Here is a 21,419-nt window from a genome sequence, read left to right on the forward strand (position 1 = left end):
AGAGCCAGGCATCTCCATGCTCCCCATTTCAAGCCAGAAACACTTTTCCATTCCGCGGATCATGGCGGGGTTGCTGCTTGCAGGCCTGTTAGCTGCCTGCCAGTCGTCGCCGCAGCCGCCGAGTCCGATTGCAACGGCCGCGCCGACGCCGTCGATTTCGGGTCAGGTGGACGAGCAAAATGGTGTCACATTCGCTTTCGAACCTTTCACCGGCGCACCCGGAAATATTGCGGATGAATTGTCTGAATTCATCGGGGCCGAAGCCCGCAAGCAGGGCATCACACTTGTCCGACGCGTTGGCGCCAGCGCCACTTATCGCGTGAATGGTTATCTTGCCGCCACTGGCCAGCCATCCAATGGCACGGTCTTCTATGTTTTTGATATCGTCGACAACTCCGGCAAGCGTTTGAAGCGAATCTCCGGGACCGAAGCCACCGGCGGCGCTTCCGGTGACCCGTGGCGCTCCGTCAGCTCCGGCACGCTGTCCCGAATCGCCAACCGCTCAATGGTAGAAATCAAAGCCTGGCTCAACCGATAATGATCAGTTCGACGGGTAACGACCGTTCTGCGTCATAAAAAATCAAAAAAAGCGGGTTTCAGGGGCCAACGACTGTTGTGGTCCGGTTGGTTGATTGTTACAACGCCGCCGCCTGCCAAGGGTTTCCTCCAGAGGCCTTCGGCATCGGCACTTGAACGACCTAGGCCCTTTCCGCGTGTTTGCCCGGCCGTCCCAGCCAGCAAACCCGGCGTCGCACCAGAAGGACTTGCGGCTCATGAAGATCGTCGCGGGCAATTCCAACCGAGCCCTGGCAGAGGAAATTTCCAAGTATTTGGACGTGCCCTTGGCCAAATGCCAGGTCCGGCGATTTGCCGACCAGGAAATCTTCGTAGAAATACAAGAAAACGTGCGTGGCGAAGATGTATTCGTCGTGCAGTCAACCAGCTATCCGGCTAATGATCACCTGATGGAACTGCTCATCATCATTGATGCGCTGCGCCGTTCTTCAGCTCGCCGTATCACTGCGGTGCTGCCTTACTTCGGCTATGCCCGTCAGGATCGACGAGCTTCCGGCCGAACGCCGATTTCGGCGAAGCTGGTGGCGAATCTGATCACCGAAGCCGGTGCGGACCGCATTTTGACCCTGGATCTCCATGCCGGACAGATCCAGGGTTTTTTCGATATACCGACCGACAACCTGTTTGCGGCACCTGTCATGACCCGCGACATCAAGGAACGTTACGCCACTGACAACGTCATGGTCGTCTCTCCCGATGTCGGTGGCGTGGTGCGCGCCCGTGCGCTGGCCAAGCGTATCGAGGCTCCGCTGTCGATCGTCGACAAGCGTCGCGACAAGCCCGGAGAATCGGAAGTCATGAACATCATCGGTGATGTGGATGGCTACGATTGCATCCTGGTCGATGACATCGTCGACAGCGGCGGAACGCTTTGCAACGCGGCCGATGCGCTGCTGTCGCAAGGTGCCAAATCGGTAACAGCCTACATCACCCACGGAGTTCTCTCCGGTGGTGCTGTTGCCCGCGTCACCTCGTCGAAATTGAAGGAACTGGTGATTACCAATTCCATCGAACCGACCGCAGCCATTACGGCGGCAGCCAATATCCGGGCGGTTTCCATCGCCCCGCTTATCGGTGAAGCCATCAATCGGACGGCCCTGGAAAAATCGGTTTCCAGTCTGTTCAACTGATACGGTCAGCAGGCTTGAGAAAAGCGCCGGGTTTTCCGGCGCTTTTTTTGTTTCAGTCCAATTTTCCCGGCAAGCTCAGATCGCCGGAAGCAACGTCGAAGACATCCACCACACAGAGCAAAGGCGCATGAACGCTCTGATTGACGCGCAAGGCCGAGGTCACTCCATCATAGGATAGACCTTCAACCACGCTCGGATCACTGAACGCGACGTTGATGACAATTTCCCGGTCGTCCAGGACCGGAGAAAAACCCGGACTGTCGATATAGATCGGCAAGCCTGGCCATGTGGCAGGCATTTTGGGGGAAGCACCCTCTGGAATGTCCTGAACGGAAAGCGCACCGTCACCACAACTTTCGTTGGGTGTAAGGACGACCCAGTGAGAATGCCACTTGGCACCATCATTGGTCACATCCCCGTCACCATCCTCATCGAACAGCGGTGTGTCGTCAAAATCCGGATGACTTGTTGCCGCCAGGGCCAGAATTCCCTCCCCGCCCTCGAAACCAACCGCTTCAGGTTTCAGAGACGTTGGCCAGACATAGGAATGAACCGGCGCGCCGGCCAGCGTTCCTTCCGGCCGCGGAACAGATCCACCGGCAGTTCCTTGCAAGGTCATGTGAAACGTCACCACCCTGCCCTTGCGATGCACATGGGCGGCAAGAATGTCGTAGTTCCGGTCGATCTCCTTGTTTTCCGGCGAGACAATCGCGCCGTCCTGATGAATTGCATGAGACCCGTGACTGCCTCCTGCAAGAGCAGTGGTCGTCAGACCTGTGGCCACGAGGCCTGCAAGGATTAATTTCAGCATTGATGGAACTCCTGTTTGAGAACGCCATCACTAATAGTAGCGAGTCGAAACTATTGCAAGATTAATTTCGACTCGCTACATATTGCTCATGACAGGAATCTCGCAGACACAGATCATTCAGGACCTCATCGATCGGTTGACCCGGCTGAGCGCGGCGGAAGAATGGAATGGCCCGCTGAACCCGTCGCAATTCGCGGCGCTGAGCTACTTGTCCCGTGCAAATCGTTTTTCGCGCGCGCCATCCCATGTGGCGGACTATCTGGCCACGACCCGGGGCACGGCTTCCCAGACCTTGAAAGCGCTTTCCCGCAAGGAACTGATCAAAGAGACCCGTTCAGACACGGACAAGCGCAGCATCCGCTACGACATCACGTCTGAAGGCAGTGATATTCTAAAAACCGCCTCCGGCCTTTCCGGAGTGATCGAAACCCTTGATCAGGAAACATCCCAGACACTCGCCGATTCCCTGAAATCTCTGGTTCTTGCCATGCTGCAGCATCGCGGGGGCCGTTCATTCGGCGTCTGCAAGACCTGCAGGCATCATCAGAAAACCGAGACGGGCGGTTATTGCCAGCTTCTGGAAGTACCGCTTTCCGGCAGCGATGCCGGTCAGATCTGCCACGAACATGCACTTTAGGAATTTCAGAATGACTCAATCCGCACACATACTCGGCCTCTTTGTCGGCGAACCCGAACATCGTTGGGAAGGGAAGGATCCGTCAGCTATTCGCAAGTCGCGCGCAGACGGCCAACTTGAGGTGACCAAAACCGGGATTGCGGGTGACAAGCAAGCGGATCTGGCGGTTCACGGCGGACCGGAAAAAGCGTTGCACATCTATCCTTCGGAGCATTACGCAACCTGGCGCAAGGACTTTCCGGAAACCGATTCAACCTACGTATCCGGCGGCTTTGGAGAAAACATCTCAAGTGAAGGCTTCACCGAAGAGGACCTATGCATTGGCGATGTCTTCTCCGTTGGTTCGGTCCGCCTGCAAATTTCCCAGGGGCGCCAGCCCTGCTGGAAACTGAACCTTCATACCGGCAATCCTGGTCAGGCGGCGGCGTTTCAAAAAACGGGCAAGACGGGTTGGTACTTCAGGGTTCTGCAAACCGGCACCCTGGGAACCGGCGACGAACTTTCGCTGATCGACCGCCCCTGCCCGGACTGGAACTTGCGAGAGGTCATTCTGGCTCGCTTCAATCCGAGGTTAGACCCTGAAATCGCGATTGCCTTGTCAGAACTCGATGAACTTGCAGAACCCTGGCGCGCATCCTTTGCCAAGAAGGCAAACGCGGGATATAGGGAAGACACATCCAAGCGCCTCAAGGGCTGAGACAGCGCGACCGGGGGGACGGTTTCATCCCGGCAGGAAACGTGAGCTCTTGCATCCACTGCGCTTTTCCGCTATACGCGCGCTCGCGCCTGCACCCCTGGAGGAGGCGCTTCTGGATCGATCCCGGACAACTGAAGTCTTTACCTAGGCGCGGTGGTTCGCCGATCCGTTACTATATTCAAGGAGTTCTGCCATGGCTGCCAGCTATGAGCTGAAGGCGTCGGCACGGGACCGCGTTGGCAAGGGGGCTGCACGGGCACTGCGTCGCGAAGGCCTTCTTCCTGCCGTGATCTACGGCGACAAAAAACCGGCCCTGCCGATCACCATTCCGGTGAAGGAAACCACCATTACCCTTCATAAGGGTGGCTTTACCGCACAGATCGGCGTGATCGACGTCGACGGTGAAAAGCACCAGGTTATCGCGAAGGACTATCAGCTGCACCCTGTGCGCGATGACGTCCTGCACGTTGACTTCCTGCGTGTTGCCAAGGGCGCGACACTGACGGTCGAAATCCCGGTCCACTTCCTCAATGAAGAAGACTGCCCGGGCCTCAAGAAGGGCGGCGTTCTGAACATCGTTCGCCACACTGTTGAGATGACCGTACCGGCCGACAGCATTCCGGAAGCACTTGAGCTTGACCTGATCGAAGCTCAGCCGGGCGACAGTCTGCACATTTCCGCAGTCAAGCTGCCGGAAGGCTGCCAGCCGACGATCACCGATCGCGACTTCACCATCGCTACGATCGCTGCTCCGGCCGGAATGCAGGAAACTGACGAAGAAGCTGCTGAAGAAGGTGCAGAAGAAGAAGCGGCAAGCGAATAATCTTCTGTTTCATTCGAAGCTTTTGCAGGAGGCGGGTCCCGCCTCCTGTTCCCAAGCAGCCGCAAGCGGCTGCTTTTTCATTTCAAGAAGTCTCTTGAAAGGCACGTGATGAAACTGATCGTTGGACTTGGCAATCCCGGTTCCAAATACGAAGGCAACCGCCACAACATCGGCTTCATGGCTGTGGACGAGATTCATCGCCGCCATTCCGCCTTTCAGCCCTGGCGCGCCCGCTTTCAGGGCCAGGTGTCGGAGGGCCGACTAGGTTCCGAAAAGGTCCTGCTTCTCAAGCCGTCTACTTACATGAACGAATCCGGACGCTCGGTTGGCGAAGCCATGCGCTTTTACAAGGTCGAGCCGGAAGACATTGTCGTTCTTTATGATGAGCTCGACCTGCCCCCGGCCAAGTTCCGCATGAAAAAAGGCGGCGGCCATGGTGGACACAACGGTCTTCGCTCGATCACCGCGCATATCGGAGCCGACTATCGCCGCCTGCGGCTTGGCATCGGCCATCCCGGCGACAAGAAACTGGTTTCCAATTATGTCCTCGGAGACTTCGCTAAAGCCGACCGTGATTGGCTCGAGCCGCTGCTGACGGAGGTTGCCGACCACGCGGACTTGCTTGCGGAAGGCAAGGACAGCCAGTTTGCCAACAAGCTGACACTCATCCTCGAGCCGGAAAAGGCTCAGCGGAAGAACAAGGCGTCAAACGGCGAAGGTGGCGCAGCCAAAGCTCAAAAGGCCAAAGGCCAAAGTCACATTCGCCAGGCGCGTCAACAAGCACCTGCCAACGTGCCCAAGTCCGGCCCCATGGCGGAGATGCTGAAAAAGCTTCTGGGCGGCAGCAAAGACTGACTTTGTCGCCGCTCCTTTCCGGGCAAAGACCCAAACCCTTGACCTGCCGACCATGCTCAGGCATGTAGCCCGGCAACAGTTTCAGACACAAACCGAAAGCGAACTCCCATGGGTTTTCAGTGCGGCATTGTCGGGCTGCCGAATGTCGGCAAGTCCACGCTTTTCAACGCGCTCACCAAGACCGCGGCGGCACAGGCCGCCAACTATCCCTTCTGCACGATCGAGCCGAACACGGGCGAAGTGGCGGTTCCGGATCCGAGACTTTACGCCATTCGCGACGTAGCCCAATCGAAGGAAGTCATTCCGACCAGGATCACCTTTGTCGATATCGCGGGCCTCGTTCGCGGTGCCTCCAAGGGAGAAGGTCTCGGCAACCAGTTTCTCGCAAATATCCGCGAAGTCGACGCAATTGCCCACGTGCTGCGCTGCTTTGAAGATGACGACATTACCCATGTGGACGGTGCCATCGACCCGTTGGCGGATGCCGAGACGGTTGAAACCGAACTCATGGTCGCCGACATGGAAAGCCTTGAGCGCCGCATCGCTCCCTTGAAGAAAAAGGCCACGACGGGCGACAAGGAAGCAAAGGCCGTTCTGCCGATCATGGAAGCGGCGTTGGCGCTGCTGCAAGACGGTAAACCCGCGCGCATGCTGGCGACCGCTGACGCAGAAGAGGCAAAGATCCTCAAAGGCCTCAATCTCCTGACGTCCAAGCCGGTTCTCTACGTCTGCAACGTGGATGAAGCATCCGCAGGCGAAGGCAATTCCCTTTCCGACAAAGTTGCCGAACGAGCAAAGGAAGAAGGTGCTTCGTCCGTGGTCATCTCCGCCGCCATCGAAGCGGAGATTTCTCAACTCGACAGTGAAGAACAGGCCGAGTTTCTGGAAACCATCGGCCTTGAAGAGCCTGGGCTCGACCGTCTCATCCGCGCCGGCTACGAGCTCCTGGATCTGATCACCTATTTCACGGCCGGACCGAAGGAAACACGCGCCTGGACGATCACCGAGGGCACCAAGGCTCCGGGAGCCGCCGGTGTCATCCATACCGACTTCGAACGCGGCTTCATTCGCGCGCAGACCATCGCCTATGACGATTACGTCTCTCTCGGCGGCGAGAATGCAGCCAAGGAAGCGGGCAAGGCGCGCGACGAAGGCAAGGAATACATCGTCAAGGATGGCGATGTCCTGCTCTTCAAATTCAACACCTAGGTGGTTTTGACCGCTTTCCCTTGCCCCGGTTGCGAACTAACCTTCCTGCCGGGACATCAAGGGAGAGCGGTCCGATGAAATCTGTTCTGCTGACCGGCTTTGAAGCCTTTGGCAACACCCCGATCAATCCGGCCGAACACGTTGCCAGGCATCTCGATGGAGAGCTCATCGAAGGCGTTAAAGTCGTGTCGCGGATCATACCGAACAGCTTTTTCGTCTGCATAGATGCGGTGAGGGAAGCCCTGAGCGAGACCAGCGCTGGTGCGGTCATAATGATGGGCGAATATGGTGGCCGCGCAACGATTACGGTCGAACGCATCGCCCAGAACTTCAACGATTCCACCCGCTACAAGCTAAAGGACAATGCCGGGGTATCCCTGCAGGGCCAACCGACCGCCCCCGACGGCCCGCTTGCCTATCAAAGCACATTGCCCATTCGGGCGATGGTGAAGGCCATGCGTGATGGCGGTATTCCGGCAGACATTTCCGATGCGGCCGGTACCTTCTGTTGCAACCATCTTTTTTACGGGATCCAGCACCATCTGGCAGTGCTCAAGAGCAAGGTACGGGCGGGCTGCGTGCACCTTCCTCACCTTCCCGAGGTCGCGGCTATGGAAGAAAATCTTGGCGCGCCAAGCATGTCTGTTGAAACCGCTGCCAGGGGCGTGAAGCTTGCAATCGCGGAAGTCATCAAGCATCCGCAGGATATTGACCTGCCGATCTCCGGTCGCCTGCAGATCTGAGCTTCACGGAAAAAAGCCCGGAGATACCTCCGGGCCAGTTTTCGTCATCTGAAACTCAGCGCTTGGCTGCATAGTAGGAAACGCGACGTTCCAGATAGGCGAGAAATTCCGAAACCGTGAACGCCAGCGCGAAGAGCACCAGCAGGACAGCCCAGAAATGCGCCATCAGAAAGTTGTTGGCGTAGAGTTCGAACAGGGCTCCAAATCCGACAATCGAGATTAGAAGCTGGCCGATGATCACTCCCTTGACGGCGCGGATGACACCAATGCGCACCCCGCCAAGAATTTCCGGCAAGGCTGCCCAGAAATAGATCTTGTAAAACGCCTGGAACGGGTTGGCCCCATAACACCGGGCCATTTCAACAAGGGAACGGTTGATCTGCAGAACTCCTGCCCGCGCATTCAAAATGATGATCCAGATCGCAAACAGCGTCGTGGTGATGATGATCGACTTCATCCCGAACCCGAACAACACCATCAACACGGGTACGAGGGCTGTCAGCGGTGCGCTGAGGAAAACATTGACCCACGGCAGCAACAGTTCATCCACCAGCCGGTTCTTGCCCATCAGAATGCCGATCGGAATTCCGATGATGACCGCGAAGAACACGCCGGCTGCGAAGGCATAGGCGGTTTCAGACAGTGCTTTCAGAAACGGTGCGGTCCCGATGACTGACAAGAGGGTCACGAAGACTTCTGACAGCGGCGGCAAAAAGAATGTCAGGTCAAGCCGCCCGATAATCTCCCACAGCAGTCCCCAGAGTATGAGGGACGACATCGCCGGCAAGCGGACACCAGATATTGTCATGGCATCCTCCTATTCCACGTAGCTTCGCAGAGAAGCCCAGATCCGGTCGACGATATCCAGGTATTCCGGATCCCGGCGGATGTTGTCAGTGTTCTTGTTCCGGAGACCTGCCGGACGGATGATTTCCGAAACCCGGCTCGGACGCGGCAACAGGATTGCGATCTGATCGGACACATAGACCGCCTCCTCGATGGAATGAGTGACGAAGATGAAGGTCTTGTTCTCATTCTGAACGAGATTCAGGAGATCTTCCTGGAACTTGCGCCGGGTTTGCTCATCGACCGCTGAAAAGGGCTCGTCCATCAGCAGCACATCCGCATCCACGGACAATGCGCGGGCAAGGCCAACGCGCTGCCGCATGCCGCCTGACAGCTGGTGAGGGAAGCTTTTTTCAAATCCGGACAGGCCGACTTCAGCGATGTATTTCTCCGCGATGGCCTCACGCTCGGACTTCGCGACACCGCGCAACTCAAGACCAAAAGCCACGTTGCGCAGCACGTTGGCCCAAGGCAACAGCGCGAAATCCTGAAAGACGAATGCGCGGTCAGGTCCAGGACCGGTTACGGGCCTGCCGTTGACTTCGATTTCACCCGCCGTTGGCTCGAGCAGACCAGCGATGATTTTCAAAAGAGTTGTCTTGCCGCATCCCGAAGGCCCCAGCAATGAGGTCAGCTGGCCGCGTGGAAACTCCAGCGTGAGGTTCTTGAGTGCTTCCACGGTGCCGTAGGTCTTCGATACGCCCCGGGCGACAACAGCGTTGTCGTTACCAGGCCCCTCGACGGCGTCAACGACTTCCTTAATCTGAGGCATAACCACGGACATTTCCTTCAAAGAGGTAGACTTCCAGCCGCTCCAGCAGGTTGAGGAACAGGACAGCAAGAAGGATGATTGAGAAGATCGCGGCATACATGGCGGGGTAGTCCGCGATCGAACGGCTGTAGGTGATGATGTCGCCAACTCCGGTCGGCGTGATCTTGAGTTCGGCCAGAACGGCACCGATGAAACCGGCAGAAATGCCCAGCCTCAATCCACTGAAGATCACGGGCGATGCCGCCGGAATGACGATCTTGAGAATGATCTCGGTATCAGATGCCAGAAAGGACCTGCCCATTTCCTTGATCGAGGAAGGCGTGTTGCGGACAGCCCCGGCCGTGTTGAGCACGATCACCGGCATTGCCATGATGCAGACCACGAAGACTTTTGAGGTCAAGCCGATGCCGTAGGCCATGACCAGCAACGGTATCAGGGCGGCCAGCGGAGCTGCCTGCATGACGATGAAGATCGGCGAAAACAACCAGTCGAATTTTTCGCTCAGACCGATCCAGAGGCCGAGCGCAATGCCGAACACGGCAGAGATCGCAACACCAACAACCAGTGGCCGAAGCGTTTCGACATAAGCCTGGAAGAGCGTGCCGTCACCGGCCATGCGGACAAGCGCCGACATTGATTCAAGGAAAGTCGGAAAGGCGTAACTGACCGGGATCATACCCGCGACCTGCCAGGCGCCGAACAGGAGCACTGCGGAGAGAATTTTCAACCAGAACGAACGGTTTTTCATAAGCCGGGGCCCTTTGCATGACAGGAACCGGGATCGGCTGCCGGACAGTCCCGGCAGCCATGGAAGCCGGACTTACTGTGTCGCCGCATCCAACGGTGCGAGATACCAGAAATCCTCAATGTTCAAGGATGCCGGATCCCCCTCCAGCTGACCTGCATTCGAGTACCACTCGATGTCCGCAGCCGCTGCTTTGCGGCCTCCACCATTGGGGTCGTAAAGCCCTCCCGCGACCGCGTCGGTGTAGAAGGCATCCAGGTTCCCCAGAATTTCCGGTGGCAGTTGGCCGATGGGACCGTCCGGGTCCGTTTCCCTGGAGATGATCGTCGGGTCTTCGGCCATATCCTGCCAGACACTCACCAGAGCGTTGACGAATATCTCGACGTCCTTCTCGTTGTTCTTGATCCAGTCAAGATTTGCAAACAACGCTTCGTCGCTGGCATCGACTTCGAACATCGGCAGGACGTTGAACTTGTCACCTGCGATCTTCATGACCTTGTTCTTGTTGGACAGGTCAATGATCGTTGCATCCGTCTGCCCCGCCATCAGGGCAGCGACACGGTTTGACGATCCGGGCACGTAGGAGCGATCGCCGAACTTGATGTTCAGCTTGTCCTCGATCACGTTGGCGATGGAGTCCGTTCCTCCGCCACGCGAATGCAACATGATCGGTTCGCCGTTGAGGTCTTCCAGTTTACTGTATTTCTGTGAGGTGACCGGGAAAAATTTCAGTTTGGAGAGCTGAAACACGATACGGATCGGAGCCTTCGAGCGTTGCATCGCGGCATAAGGCGTTCCAAAACCGATATCCATTTGTCCGCTCAACACGGCCTGGATCGCAAGCTCCTCATCGGAAAACGCCGTCCATTCGTATTCAAGACCATTGGCCTTTGCCCGATCCAGCGCGACAAAGAACGCAGCCAGTTCATCAGATGGCGTCTCGGCCAGGGCAATCTTGATTTTCCCGGCGGCTTCCGCAGCACCTGCCATCAGACCGACGGCAAGCGGAACAACGGCAACCGCCGTCCCCAGTTTGCGTAATAAAGACTTCATCGTTTCCTCCCTGAATTAGGACCTTCTGGTCCTCTGTGTTTCAGATCAGGTCGCGGCTTTTGGGCTCTCTTGACCCGCTGAATGCTGCTCTCCCTAAACCTCCCCGAACAAACGTGCTGATACGGAGCTGATGTGCTGCCACATGGCATCATGCGCAGCCTTGGGATCCCGATCCTCGATCGCGGCACAAATGCGATCATGCTCGGCAAAACTGGTGTGGTTTTCCGGCGGGCGTTCCGTTTCGCGAATGACGGTGCTCACAGCCACGGCCCGGCGCACCTTGTTCAACTGATCGAACAGGGCAATCAGCAGAATATTGTCCGTGGCCTCGGCGATAGCGTAGTGGAACTGGTCGTCCTGGGTTTCATAGTCGTTCCAGTTGGAAGCCTGCCTTGCCCGTTCCTTAATCTGCTTGATCTTCATGACCGCCTGGCGCGATGCATTGATCGCCGCTTCACGCGCGATGACAGCCTCGATGCATTGACGCGCCCGCATCATCTTGACCGGTGTGATCTGGTGACCGATCTCCGAGAGCTTGGCGATGTCGATCTGATCGTCATGTCCGGCGATGAAGGTCCCCTTGCCGACATGCCTCCAGATCACCCCTTCGCGCTCCAGCGAATCCAAGGCCTTGCGCAGCGAATTGCGCGTCATGCCGAGATGCCCGATCAACTCTCGTTCCGCCGGCAGGCGATCACCGGGCGCGTAGGCTTTTTCGGCAATGAAGTCCTTCAGTAGGCTGACAGCGCCACTTCGGTCTGCGGTCTCGGAATGGTTCAGCACAAGCGCCTCTCTTCATCACAAACGTGTGAACACTCTTCAGATTGATCGACCAATTTGCGATCAATACCCTAATTAATCTCGAATCAATCCAATTTTGCAAGAAAAAATCGACAAATTAAAAAATTGGTTGTGATTGATATGAAATTGGTTAGGGTCTTTTGCGAAGAAATTCCAGAGAAGGCAGAGGGAGCGCATGTCTGAATTTGTTATCGAGTTGCCACAGCTTGCAACGCTGCCGGTCAGAGGCACGGACAGCCTTTTTCCGGTTCGCCGGGTCTATTGCATAGGACGGAATTATGCAGCTCATGCCGTTGAAATGGGCCATGATCCGGACAAGGAGCCGCCTTTCTTTTTTCAGAAAAATCCCAATAACCTCAACATCTCGGGTGAATTCCCCTACCCGCCCAAATCAGATGATGTGCATCATGAAATAGAGTTGGCCGTTGCCCTGAAATCCGGCGGCAGCAACATCCCGGTCGATAAAGCTCTGGATCACGTTTTCGGCTACGGCATTTCGCTTGATATGACCCGCCGCGACCTTCAGGGCCAGGCAAAAAAAATGGGACGTCCCTGGGAAATCGGGAAGGCTTTCGAAGCCTCGGCTCCGATCACACCGCTGGTTCCGGCAGCCGAGTGCGGCCATCCGGACAACGGTGCGATCATATTGAAGGTCAACGATGATGTTCGTCAGCAGGGCGACCTCAACCAGATGATCTGGAAGGTTCCGGAGATGATTTCCTACCTGTCGGATTACTTCGAACTGGCTGCCGGAGACGTCATCCTAACCGGCACACCCGCCGGTGTCGGACCGATCAAGCGTGGTGACAGGATGGAAGCGACGGTGGACGGATTGCCCTCCCTGGCTGTCACCGTCATCTGACCAGCGGAAACTCGCGCAAAACAAAACCCCGTTGGGCTTCCAACGGGGTCTTTTCTCAACTGCGGTCCAGTCCCATCATCATCAATGGATTTGGGCCTTTTTGGTCTTTCCACTTTCGGCTTCTCTTCAGGCCGATCCGTGAACTCCAACTTGTTTTCGGAGCGCCATACTCCCGCAGCAGATGGTTCATTTCGTAGTACGAACGATTGTTGAATTCCATTGGTCTCACTCCCTTTCTTTCGCAACGGCTTCAAAGCCTTGCTGCTGATCAGGATATGGGGAACGCGCATGTCCGATGCCTGACCGGGAAATTACAAATCGGACACACGCTGCCAAGCGCATGAGATTCAGGGAGAATTTTGTTGGGCTGTCTGAAGTAGCAGATGGCCGGTAATCAATTACGCCACCCGGGGAACTGATTCCGCGTCTCGCAAGTCTTTCAGACTGCGCCGGAGCCCCGTCCGGTTCGACAACAGCTTTCAAAAGGTCAAAAAAACCCCCGCTGGAAAACCAGCGGGGTTTTGATTAGCTGCGATCCAGCCCCATCATTGTAAGAGGGTTCGGGCCTTGATGATCTTTCCATTTGTTCTTGTGATTTCCGAAGCCGAACAACGAACTCAAACTTGAGCTCCGTGCGTTCCTTGCACGCACCATGATGTCAACTTCGTCTGCTACTCCTTTTCTGCTTCTCATATCTTCTCTCCCTTTCTTGCAGCGGCGTCATTGCCTTGCTGCTGATTAGAATATGGAGAGCACACATGTCCGATGGCTGGCCTTGAGATTACGTTTTGGTCATGTTCATCTGGCAATGTCCCAGCAGTGGAAGACCAGAAGGCCTGCCTTACGTGACCAGTGATCAAATTGAACTTTTCGCCCTGTTTGCCGTCGTTTTCGCGCTGTTGGTCTGGGGCCGGATACGCTTTGATCTGGTTGCTTTTTCCGCGCTCATTCTCGGTGCGTTCCTGGGACTGGTGCCCTCGGATCAGATCTTTTCCGGCTTCGGCCACCCCGCCGTCATCATCATCGCCCTGGTCCTGATCGTCTCGCGGGGTTTGATGAACTCAGGTGCGGTCGAGCTGATCGCCATGCACCTCCTGTCGGCTTCGCGTGGCCTGTCCGGTCATATCGGTCTCATGGCGGTGGTTGGGGCCGGTCTCTCCGGGATCATCAACAATGTCGCCGCCCTCGCCCTGCTGATGCCGCTCGATCTGGAAGCCGCCAAAAAAGCCGGTCGGTCTCCGGGGCTCTCGCTGATGCCCCTCTCCTTCGCGACGATCCTCGGCGGTATGATCACCTTGATCGGCACACCTCCGAACATCGTGATCGCGGAGTACCGTTCCGATGCACTCGGCAGCCCGTTTTCCATGTTCGACTTTGCACCTGTCGGCTTGACCGTTGCCGTGTTCGGCATCGCCTTTGTCGCAATGTTCGGCTGGCGCCTGTTACCTTCCCATTTTCGCGACAAGCCGAAACAGGAGGGTTTTGCGGAAAGCCTTTATTCCGCAGAGCTGAAAGTCGGCAAGATATCCGAAGACAAACCTTTGTCGGTCGGCGACCTTTATCCCATCGCCGAAGACAAGGATGTTGCAATCATAGGCCTCATCCGCAACGGCCGCCGGATCAGGGGCTTTGCCCGCCGTGAACCCATCAAGTCAGACGACTATCTGGTTGTCGAAGGCGATCCCAAAGCCATTGAGAGCTTCATGGGAGCCGCCAAGCTGGATTTTGCCGGTTCCGAACAGCACAAGGGCGGACTCGTCGGCTCCGCCCTCTCGCTCGTTGAAGCGATTGTTCCGGACAGTTCGCGGATCACGGGACAGTCCGCGTTCAACATGCGGCTTCTTTACGGGCACAGTGTCACCCTGCTTGGTATTTCACGTCAGGGCAGACGCATCCAGAAGCGCGTGCGTCACGAGACCATTCGCCCCGGAGACGTCCTTCTTCTTCTCGGCAAGTCCGAGCGCCTGGAAAACGCCTGCAACTGGCTGGGTGTGCTGCCCTTGGAAGGCAGGCAGACCGGCCTGATCCAGCGCAACAAGGCCTGGTTGGCGATTGCCGGCTTCATTCTGGCCATCTCTGCTGCGGTCGCCGGCATTGCCTATCTGCCTGTTGCCCTGGCAGCTTGTGTGGTGCTTTATGCAGCCAGCGGGCTGATCAGCGGAACGGAAGTTTACAGTTCCGTGGAGTGGAAAGTGATCGTGCTCCTGGGCTCATTGATCCCTCTCGGGCAGGCATTTGAAAACGCCGGAAACGCCCAGTTGATCGCCGACGGCATCATAACGCTCACTTCTGGTGCACCTGCTTGGGTCACGCTCTCGGTTCTGATGATCGTCACCATGACCCTGTCGGACTTCCTGAACAATGTGGCCACCTGCCTGATCGCAGCGCCGATATCCGTTCAGATTGCCAACTCGCTGGAAGTGAACCCGGACCCGTTTCTGATGGCTGTGGCCGTGGCGGCCTCTTGCGCATTCCTGACCCCGATCGGCCACAAGAACAACACCATCATCATGGGTCCGGGCGGTTACAGATTTGGAGACTATTGGCGCATTGGCTTGCCGCTTGAGCTGCTTGTGCTCGCTGTCTCCATACCGTCCATCCTCGTATTCTGGCCGCTCTGATCGGTCAGGAGGCAGGTTTCAGCGGCAAACAGATATCCGTCAGTAGGTCTGCTGGAGCCGTTTCTCTCGGGTTGTTGAGATAGATCTCCACGCACGGGGCATCCGCCGGCTCCCGCCCGGACTGGGTCAGCCATTCCCCGTAAAGCCATTCATAAGCCCATTTCATGTCTGCATATGGCCCCTTGTAGTGAAGAACGGCATAGTCCCCACCTCTCACCTCAACCTGCTCCAGCGGCGCTTCAACGGCCATGCTATCTGTGACTGCAACGCCTGCTGCCGACTGAAGCTCCTCTTCTGGTACGTGCGTTGGATCTGAAAAATACAGCGCCTTCATCGCGCCGACCTGCCCCATAAGGTTCCGGCTTGCAAGAATTCCGATCAGGTTCTCGAACGCCTTGCCGATTTCCATATACGGCCCCTTGTGGCGAAGCACGGCCAGGTGCTCGGACGGCAATGATTTGATTTCAACTTCATGCATGAGGGAATGTCCTTTGGATTGGGGAACTGGCGCCCCACCGTGGGCAGGCTGAACACGCGCCTGCACTCCGGCAGAACGATAGGAGGAAGGAGAATGGCCATAGGCCTGTTTGAAACTGCGGCTGAAGGCCTCCAGGCTGCCATAGCCGGCACGTTTTGCGACCTGGGCAACTGGCGTATCCGTGTAGGAAAGATCCGCCGCCGCCCTGTGAAGACGCAGGCGCTTCACTGTCGCAACAATCGATTCGCCATAGGTTGATTGCCACACTCTGTGCCAATGCCACGGCGAAAGGGCAGCAATTTCTGCAAGCGTTGCCAGATCCGGGTCCTGGTCCAGATTGGCATAGATGTATTCGATCACTCGGCTGAACCGCCGGATGTAACCGTTGTCCTTTGGAGAGATCGTCTGTTTTTCGTGTTGCGTCATTGCAAATGCCCTTGCTCGATTGAGGTGACCCTAGCACCGGCCAATCTGATAAATCTTGCTGAGTTGAAGGTCCTTCTGCCGCAAAAGCATCCGGTCACACTGCCGTTGCCTGCGTATTCGGGGCGCCGGACAGAATGCACGAAAAAAGATTTTACTTCGCCGGGCCTGACCGATAGCGTCTGTGCCGAATATTCCCACTGACGGGACAAACCGAGGAAAACTCCGTGACATTCATGAAAGCCATCGGCTGCGCAGCCGTGATTATCGCGAGCGCGACGTCTGCAATCGCGCAAGGTACGGGATCGGAAGGCTTCTTCCAGATCTACAACAACACCAGCGGCAATGTTGTGGTGGGTTTCTACACCAATGATGGAAGCGGCTGGAGCGACAACTGGCTGTCCGACATTCTCGATCCGGGCGAAAGTGCCCAGGCGGAGTTCACGGCCGACAGCGGTAATTGCGACCAGACATTTCAGGTCGGTTGGCTCGGAGAAAACGACGAGGAGGTCCTCGACGACCCGATCAACATCGACATCTGTGCAGCCAGCAACGTCTATCTGGACGACAATGAAATCTATTACGACTGACCGGTCGGTTTTCCACTTGCATGACATGCAGACCAGCCAAACCTGCATGTCTTCACCGAACACCATTTACCTTCATGCCAGATCTCCTACATTTTGAAGACTTTGCGACCGGTCAGAGTTTCGACCTCGGCTCCATTCAGGTTAGCAAAGAAGACATCATCGAGTTTGCCAGTGAATTCGACCCGCAGGATTTCCACCTTGACGAGGATGCCGGAAGGAACTCGATGCTCGGGGGTCTGGCTGCATCCGGCTGGCACACGGCAGCCCTGGTCATGCGCCTGCTTGCAACCGGCCTCCTGAACAAAAGCACCGGGAGAGGCTCACCCGGCATCAGCAAGCTGAAATGGCAAAGGCCGGTCTCACCGGGAGACGTCCTGACAGCAGTTGCCGAAGTTCTGGAAACCAAGGATCTGCGCACCAAGCCTGACCTCGGATTGGTCTTTGTTCGCGTGACTGCCACCAATCAGTCTGGCACCCAGGTAATTCTTTGGGAAAACCCGATCCTCTTTCAGAAAAGGCAAGCAGACCAATGACCCAGTTCTTCGAGCAGATATCCATCGGAGAAAAGCTGGAACTTGGGCAGCACACCTTTTCCAGCGATGAGATCATCCGTTTCGCCGAAAAATACGACCCGCAACCTTTTCATTTGAGCGAGGAAGAAGCCGCCAAAACCCATTTTGGCCGGCTGTGCGCCTCCGGGTGGCACACGTCCGCTGTGTTCATGAAGCTGTTTGTCGCCAAGTCGGACGCCTTGCATCGGCAGGCGCTTGAAGAAGGCAGAACGCCAGCCCGCTACGGTCCCTCTCCAGGCTTTGAAGACCTGAAATGGATCAAGCCCGTCTATGCCGGGGACACATTGCATTACACCCGTATCGTGACAGGCAAAACGGAAAGCCGCAGCCGCCCGCAATGGGGGCTGCTTCATTCCGACATGCTGGCGCACAATCAGGATGAAAAGTTGGTTTTCTCCTTCAAGGCCACCGTGTTTGTGGAAAGGTTGCCTCGCTGAACGCGCTTAAGCCCGGATTGGCAATCCGGATATCGGATCGCCGGTGCTACAAGGCGCGGGCAAAGAGGATTTCGTCGCGGATCTCTATGCCGTAGTCACCGCGCAGCGGAATTCCGGGCTTCTGTTCTCGCTCCCGGTCAATCACACCCTGCCCGATGCGCTCGAACCGGAATCCACGGCGCTGGTAGAAGCGGAATGCATCCAGATTGTCGTTTGAGGTTCGTACCGTCAGCCGCGTCAAGTTGTTGGCACGAGCTTCTGTCACGACTGCATCAAGCAGCTGACTGCCCACACCTCCCCAGCGATTGATGGAATCAAGGGTCAGAATTTCCCACTCGTCATCGGTCTTGATCAACGTGACAAGTCCAACAAGATCGTCGCCGTCATAAGCGACATAGCCCGGTAGGCGCGAGGCGTCATACATCTTGCCACCCAGCATGATGTCCGGCGCTGTCCAGCGCTCCGTCAGAAGCTGATGCACGGCTGCATGATCTTTATCTTCAGTCGGGCGGATGATCACAGGCATAAAAGATGCTCCTATCGTCGGAATAACCGCGTCTCCAAGGGACTGCGCGATTGCCAGCGCGCGCGTTCCAATTCCGGGTCGATGTGTTCTTCTTCAGGAAAACCAACGCATAGATAAGCCACAAGCCGCCAGCTGGCGTCAACCTGAAGAACCTTTGCAACCAGGTCCGGATCCAGGATCGACACCCAGCCCACACCAATGCCTTCAGCCCGTGCCGCCAGCCAGAAGGTGTGAACCATGCTGACTGTGGAATAGGCAAGCGTTTCATGCATGGTCGCCCGGCCAAGGCCATAGCCCTGCTCAGGATCATCATCGCTGAAAACCGCCAGGTGAACGGGCGCTTCTTTCAATCCCGCGAGTTTCAGCTGCCGGTAAAGTTGTGCCTTGTCGTCGTTGTAGTGCTTCGCCGCTTCTTCATTTTCCGCTTCAAAGGAGGCGATAACCTCCGCCCGCTTTTCCGGCGCTTCGACAACAACGATACGCCATGGCTGGCTGTTCCCCACTGATGGTGCAAGGTCCGCCAGATGCAATAAATGCTCCAGAGCGCCTTCCGGCAACGGATCCGTCTTGAACCGGCGCACATCGCGGCGCCACTTCAGCAGGGTTTCGAAGTCCTTCTGAAACTGCCTGGAAAATTCCGGTTTGCTGACGTCGACCTTGGCTCCTCCCACCATGTCAGGTCAGTGTCCCGGGAATTCCACCAGGGTGCGAACCGGGACGTTCAGCGCTTCGAGCTTCTTGCGTCCTCCAAGATCCGGCAGGTCGACGATGAAACAGGCCGCTTCAATATTTGCCCCCATGGACCGCAGCAGCTTGCAGGCAGCTTCGGCTGTCCCGCCAGTCGCGATCAGGTCATCCACAAGAATGACCCGGTCTCCCGGCTGGATCGCATCCTTGTGCATTTCCATTTCATCGAGGCCGTATTCGAGCGAATAGGCGATCCGGACCGTTTCGTGCGGCAGCTTGCCCTTCTTGCGGATCGGCACGAAACCGGCAGACAACTGGTGAGCAACTGCACCGCCCAGAATGAACCCTCTCGCCTCGATACCGGCAATCTGATCTACCTTGGATCCGGCCCAAGGCTGCACCAGCGCGTCGACCGCGCGCCGGAATGCCCTGGCATTTCCGAGAAGCGTCGTGATGTCACGAAACAGGATACCCTCTTGCGGATAGTCCTTGATCGTACGAATCGCGCTGATCAATTCATCCTGGATCGTCTGGTCGGTCATCGAGTTCTCTTTCTTTGGATGATCGTTCCGGCATAGGCCCCGACCGACGCTTATATCAAGTTTGATATGCCGGTCGAAGCGAATTCGTCAGTGTCCGACGAATGTTTTAGAGCAGGAAAAGGCTTAGTTTCAGGAGGTCTTGTTCAAAACCCGGCCCGCAACGGCATCGAGCTTCGCCATCAGAGCCGGATCCCGTTTTTCAGGTGCCGTCATCATGGCAAATTCAAGCGCGGTGTCCGATCCGGCCGGACAGGACTGATGCTCACGCGGAAAGTCCTTTGCCACACGGGCGACGAGCTTCTGGGCGTTCTCCGCGTTGTCCTGCAGAACCTTGATGATCGACTGGATATCAACTTCACCGTGATCGGGATGCCAGCTGTCATAGTCGGTGACCATGGCGACGGTCGCGTAGCAGATCTCGGCTTCGCGGGCGAGCTTGGCTTCCGGCATGTTGGTCATGCCGATCACGTCACAGTTCCAGGACCGGTAGAGATTGCTCTCTGCAAGCGATGAGAATTGCGGACCCTCCATCGCCAGATAGGTCCCGCCCTTGTTGTAGCGCAGGCCTTCCGCCTCTGCAGCCGCTGCAACAGCGTCCACAAGCTTTGGGCTGACCGGCGTTGCCATGGAGACATGCGCCACGCATCCGGTGCCGAAGAAACTCTTCTCGCGTGCGAAAGTCCGGTCGATGAACTGATCGACAAGAACAAACATGCCCGGAGCATGCTCTTCCTTGAGGGAACCGCAAGCCGAAACTGACAGGAGGTCGGTCACGCCACACCGTTTCATGACATCGATGTTGGCGCGGTAGTTGATGGTGGTAGGCGAATGTACGTGGCCACGGCCGTGACGTGGCAGAAACACCACCTTGAGGCCGTCAATGGTTCCGATGCGCACCTGGTCGGACGGTTCGCCCCAGGGGCTTTCCACTGTGACCCACTCGGAATTCTCCAGTCCGGGCAAGTCGTAAATGCCGGATCCACCAGTGATGCCCAAAACCGCGTCTGCCATTGTCCGAACTCCAGGGTCAACTTCCAATTTGACAAGCTGATTAGCAAGCGGCTGCCACGTTGAACAGACCTGAAAACAAAAAAAGGCGGGCCCAAAGCCCGCCTTTCGAATTCCCTCTTGCAAGGGAAATTAGTGTTCGACGTTCCGCCACAGCTTCTTCTTGGTGAAGTACAGCAGGGCCGCAAAGAAAATCAGGAACACCATGACACGGAAACCGATTTTCTTGCGCTGCTCCAGATGCGGCTCTGCAGCCCACATCATGAACGCGGAAACGTCTTGCGCGTAGTGGTCAACCGTCATCGGTGTGCCGTCGGTGTACTCAACCAGATCATCGGAAAGCGGTGGCGCCATCGAGATGAACTGACCCGCCAGGAAGGAGTGGTTGTAGTACTGGCCAGGCGGAACTTCGATGCCTTCCGGGTCTTCTTCATACCCAGTCAACAGCGAATAGATGTAGTCCGGACCGTTTTCCTGATACTGCGTGAAAATGTCGAAGACGAACCACGGGAAGCCGCGCTGAGCTGCACGGGCTTTTGCCAGCAGCGAGAAATCCGGCGGGTAGGCACCGCCGTTTGCCGCACGGGCAGCCTGTTCGTTCGGGAACGGTGACGGGAAGCGGTCCGCAAGGATTGCAGCGCGCTCATACATTTCGCCATCGTCATTCGGGCCGTCGATGACGGTGTATTCGGACGCGATCTGCTTGGCAGCCTCTTCACTGAAGCTCGGACCGCCATTTTCCGCAAGGTTACGGAAGGCCACAAGACGCAATCCGTGACAGGCCTGACAGACTTCCTGGTAAACCTTGAAACCGCGTTGCAGCTGGCCGCGGTCGAAGACACCGAAGGGGCCTGAGAACGACCACTGCTGGCGGTCGATGTGAACTTCGCCGCCGGCAGACAGTGCCGGGGTCGCGATGGCAATTGCTGCCACCGCTACGAAGGAACGAACCATTTTGATCATGGTGCTCATTGT

At 56.8% G+C, this 21,419-nt stretch carries 25 protein-coding genes; 13 read left to right on the forward strand and 12 right to left on the reverse strand.

Features of this window, described 5'->3' with window-relative positions:
• The first annotated feature begins 16 nt into the window (after nt 1–16).
• Together ABLO27_RS19000 and ABLO27_RS19005 are read left to right on the forward strand one after the other, a co-directional pair.
• A complete protein-coding gene (locus ABLO27_RS19000; protein ID WP_353034732.1) occupies nt 17–538 on the forward strand; it encodes a hypothetical protein in 522 nt (173 codons plus the stop codon).
• A 235-nt stretch (nt 539–773) separates the two neighbouring features.
• Nucleotides 774–1,706, forward strand: coding sequence for a ribose-phosphate pyrophosphokinase (locus tag ABLO27_RS19005; protein WP_353034733.1), 933 nt, complete (start codon nt 774–776; stop codon nt 1,704–1,706).
• A 52-nt stretch (nt 1,707–1,758) separates the two neighbouring features.
• Here the strand turns inward: ABLO27_RS19005 and ABLO27_RS19010 are convergent, their stop codons facing one another.
• Nucleotides 1,759–2,517, reverse strand: coding sequence for a hypothetical protein (locus ABLO27_RS19010; RefSeq protein ID WP_353034734.1), 759 nt, complete (start codon nt 2,515–2,517; stop codon nt 1,759–1,761).
• A gap of 88 nt (nt 2,518–2,605) precedes the next feature.
• On the opposite strand from ABLO27_RS19010, the gene ABLO27_RS19015 reads away from it, so the two are divergent.
• From ABLO27_RS19015 to pcp, 6 genes are all read left to right on the forward strand, one after another.
• Nucleotides 2,606–3,154: a MarR family winged helix-turn-helix transcriptional regulator gene (locus ABLO27_RS19015; RefSeq protein WP_353034736.1), complete on the forward strand. Its 549-nt coding sequence runs from the start codon at nt 2,606–2,608 to the stop codon at nt 3,152–3,154.
• Between the two features lie 10 nt (nt 3,155–3,164).
• Nucleotides 3,165–3,851, forward strand: coding sequence for an MOSC domain-containing protein (locus tag ABLO27_RS19020; RefSeq protein ID WP_353034738.1), 687 nt, complete (start codon nt 3,165–3,167; stop codon nt 3,849–3,851).
• A 193-nt stretch (nt 3,852–4,044) separates the two neighbouring features.
• On the forward strand, nt 4,045–4,674 hold the full coding sequence (locus ABLO27_RS19025; RefSeq protein ID WP_353034740.1) for a 50S ribosomal protein L25/general stress protein Ctc: 630 nt from the start codon (nt 4,045–4,047) through the stop codon (nt 4,672–4,674).
• 108 nt (nt 4,675–4,782) lie between these two features.
• On the forward strand, nt 4,783–5,529 hold the full coding sequence (gene pth, locus ABLO27_RS19030) for an aminoacyl-tRNA hydrolase (RefSeq protein WP_353034742.1): 747 nt from the start codon (nt 4,783–4,785) through the stop codon (nt 5,527–5,529).
• Nucleotides 5,530–5,637: 108 nt separating this feature from the next.
• Nucleotides 5,638–6,738: a redox-regulated ATPase YchF gene (ychF, locus tag ABLO27_RS19035; protein WP_353034743.1), complete on the forward strand. Its 1,101-nt coding sequence runs from the start codon at nt 5,638–5,640 to the stop codon at nt 6,736–6,738.
• 74 nt (nt 6,739–6,812) lie between these two features.
• Entirely contained in the window at nt 6,813–7,481 is a 669-nt protein-coding gene (gene pcp, locus ABLO27_RS19040; RefSeq protein ID WP_353034745.1) for a pyroglutamyl-peptidase I, read from the forward strand.
• A 55-nt stretch (nt 7,482–7,536) separates the two neighbouring features.
• On the opposite strand, the gene ABLO27_RS19045 is transcribed toward pcp, so the two are convergent.
• The 5 genes from ABLO27_RS19045 to ABLO27_RS19065 form a co-directional block, all read right to left on the reverse strand.
• Nucleotides 7,537–8,289, reverse strand: coding sequence for an ABC transporter permease (locus tag ABLO27_RS19045; RefSeq protein ID WP_353034746.1), 753 nt, complete (start codon nt 8,287–8,289; stop codon nt 7,537–7,539).
• A 9-nt stretch (nt 8,290–8,298) separates the two neighbouring features.
• Nucleotides 8,299–9,099: an ABC transporter ATP-binding protein gene (locus ABLO27_RS19050; RefSeq protein ID WP_353034748.1), complete on the reverse strand. Its 801-nt coding sequence runs from the start codon at nt 9,097–9,099 to the stop codon at nt 8,299–8,301.
• Nucleotides 9,086–9,847, reverse strand: coding sequence for an ABC transporter permease (locus tag ABLO27_RS19055; RefSeq protein ID WP_353034750.1), 762 nt, complete (start codon nt 9,845–9,847; stop codon nt 9,086–9,088). Before ABLO27_RS19055 ends, ABLO27_RS19050 begins: the two co-directional genes overlap by 14 nt.
• Before the next feature lie 72 nt (nt 9,848–9,919).
• Complete coding sequence (locus ABLO27_RS19060) at nt 9,920–10,897, reverse strand: ABC transporter substrate-binding protein (RefSeq protein ID WP_353034752.1); 978 nt, start codon at nt 10,895–10,897, stop codon at nt 9,920–9,922.
• Nucleotides 10,898–10,990: 93 nt separating this feature from the next.
• Entirely contained in the window at nt 10,991–11,680 is a 690-nt protein-coding gene (locus ABLO27_RS19065) for a FadR/GntR family transcriptional regulator (RefSeq protein ID WP_353034754.1), read from the reverse strand.
• Nucleotides 11,681–11,873: 193 nt separating this feature from the next.
• Between ABLO27_RS19065 and ABLO27_RS19070 the strand changes: the two genes are divergently transcribed.
• On the forward strand, nt 11,874–12,560 hold the full coding sequence (locus tag ABLO27_RS19070) for a fumarylacetoacetate hydrolase family protein (RefSeq protein ID WP_353034756.1): 687 nt from the start codon (nt 11,874–11,876) through the stop codon (nt 12,558–12,560).
• 845 nt (nt 12,561–13,405) lie between these two features.
• On the forward strand, nt 13,406–15,181 hold the full coding sequence (locus tag ABLO27_RS19075; RefSeq protein WP_353034758.1) for an SLC13 family permease: 1,776 nt from the start codon (nt 13,406–13,408) through the stop codon (nt 15,179–15,181).
• Nucleotides 15,182–15,185: 4 nt separating this feature from the next.
• Here the strand turns inward: ABLO27_RS19075 and ABLO27_RS19080 are convergent, their stop codons facing one another.
• Nucleotides 15,186–16,085, reverse strand: coding sequence for an AraC family transcriptional regulator (locus ABLO27_RS19080; protein WP_353034759.1), 900 nt, complete (start codon nt 16,083–16,085; stop codon nt 15,186–15,188).
• A gap of 233 nt (nt 16,086–16,318) precedes the next feature.
• Here ABLO27_RS19080 and ABLO27_RS19085 point away from each other — a divergent pair, with 233 nt between their 5' ends.
• From ABLO27_RS19085 to ABLO27_RS19095, 3 genes are all read left to right on the forward strand, one after another.
• Complete coding sequence (locus ABLO27_RS19085) at nt 16,319–16,672, forward strand: hypothetical protein (RefSeq protein WP_353035072.1); 354 nt, start codon at nt 16,319–16,321, stop codon at nt 16,670–16,672.
• 74 nt (nt 16,673–16,746) lie between these two features.
• A complete protein-coding gene (locus ABLO27_RS19090) occupies nt 16,747–17,205 on the forward strand; it encodes a MaoC family dehydratase (RefSeq protein ID WP_353034761.1) in 459 nt (152 codons plus the stop codon).
• Entirely contained in the window at nt 17,202–17,681 is a 480-nt protein-coding gene (locus ABLO27_RS19095; RefSeq protein WP_353034763.1) for a MaoC family dehydratase, read from the forward strand. The genes ABLO27_RS19090 and ABLO27_RS19095 overlap by 4 nt, the downstream gene beginning before the upstream one ends.
• A 46-nt stretch (nt 17,682–17,727) precedes the next feature.
• Here ABLO27_RS19095 and ABLO27_RS19100 read toward each other — a convergent pair whose 3' ends face one another.
• The 5 genes from ABLO27_RS19100 to ABLO27_RS19120 all read right to left on the reverse strand — a co-directional run bounded on the left by ABLO27_RS19100 (nt 17,728) and on the right by ABLO27_RS19120 (nt 21,416).
• Nucleotides 17,728–18,207: a GNAT family N-acetyltransferase gene (locus ABLO27_RS19100; RefSeq protein ID WP_353034765.1), complete on the reverse strand. Its 480-nt coding sequence runs from the start codon at nt 18,205–18,207 to the stop codon at nt 17,728–17,730.
• Between the two features lie 11 nt (nt 18,208–18,218).
• Nucleotides 18,219–18,881: a 5,6-dimethylbenzimidazole synthase gene (bluB, locus tag ABLO27_RS19105; RefSeq protein WP_353034767.1), complete on the reverse strand. Its 663-nt coding sequence runs from the start codon at nt 18,879–18,881 to the stop codon at nt 18,219–18,221.
• A 6-nt stretch (nt 18,882–18,887) separates the two neighbouring features.
• Entirely contained in the window at nt 18,888–19,436 is a 549-nt protein-coding gene (locus ABLO27_RS19110) for an adenine phosphoribosyltransferase (protein WP_353034768.1), read from the reverse strand.
• Between the two features lie 129 nt (nt 19,437–19,565).
• Nucleotides 19,566–20,447 (reverse strand): S-methyl-5'-thioadenosine phosphorylase, encoded by an 882-nt coding sequence (locus ABLO27_RS19115; RefSeq protein ID WP_353034770.1) that lies wholly within the window; start codon nt 20,445–20,447, stop codon nt 19,566–19,568.
• A gap of 129 nt (nt 20,448–20,576) precedes the next feature.
• On the reverse strand, nt 20,577–21,416 hold the full coding sequence (locus ABLO27_RS19120; protein ID WP_353034772.1) for a cytochrome c1: 840 nt from the start codon (nt 21,414–21,416) through the stop codon (nt 20,577–20,579).
• Nucleotides 21,417–21,419 lie beyond the last annotated feature (3 nt).

Source organism: Roseibium sp. SCP15 (assembly GCF_040329435.1).
Lineage (GTDB): Bacteria > Pseudomonadota > Alphaproteobacteria > Rhizobiales > Stappiaceae > Roseibium.